Raw genomic sequence first — 355 nt, forward strand, 5'->3', positions numbered from 1 at the left:
ATATTGTTACTCTAAGCGTTTCCTTGGTTAGTTATTAGAGTAAGAGAAGAATTTATGAGCCAGCCTGATAAAGATCTACAGGATGATCCGCTTGATTCGAATAATCGAAAGCAAAAGCGTGTACACGCTCTAATACAATGGTGGCAGCAAGAAAAAGATAAAATTGCGCAAGGAGATGTGCTGAAATTTATGCACGAGAACAAAGAGCGTCTCGAAAAGTCCTTGGCCTCAATTTATCAAAACAACTTTGTATATAGGGTGACTAACCTGTTACTGGCTTTTGTTGCTAGTCTGGCTGGACTGGTTGATCGCCTGAAAGATGCCATTGTTAAGTTGGTTTTGAAGGTTCCTGCTC

General features: G+C 40.3%; 1 protein-coding gene. It reads left to right on the forward strand.

Annotated features, from left to right (window positions below; all coding sequences use genetic code 11):
• Window positions 1-54: 54 nt before the first annotated feature.
• Window positions 55-355, forward strand: a 301-nt coding sequence (locus tag A3757_RS03965) for a hypothetical protein (RefSeq protein ID WP_156506161.1), incomplete at its 3' end; no start/stop codon positions are given.

The organism is Oleiphilus sp. HI0117, assembly GCF_001635235.1.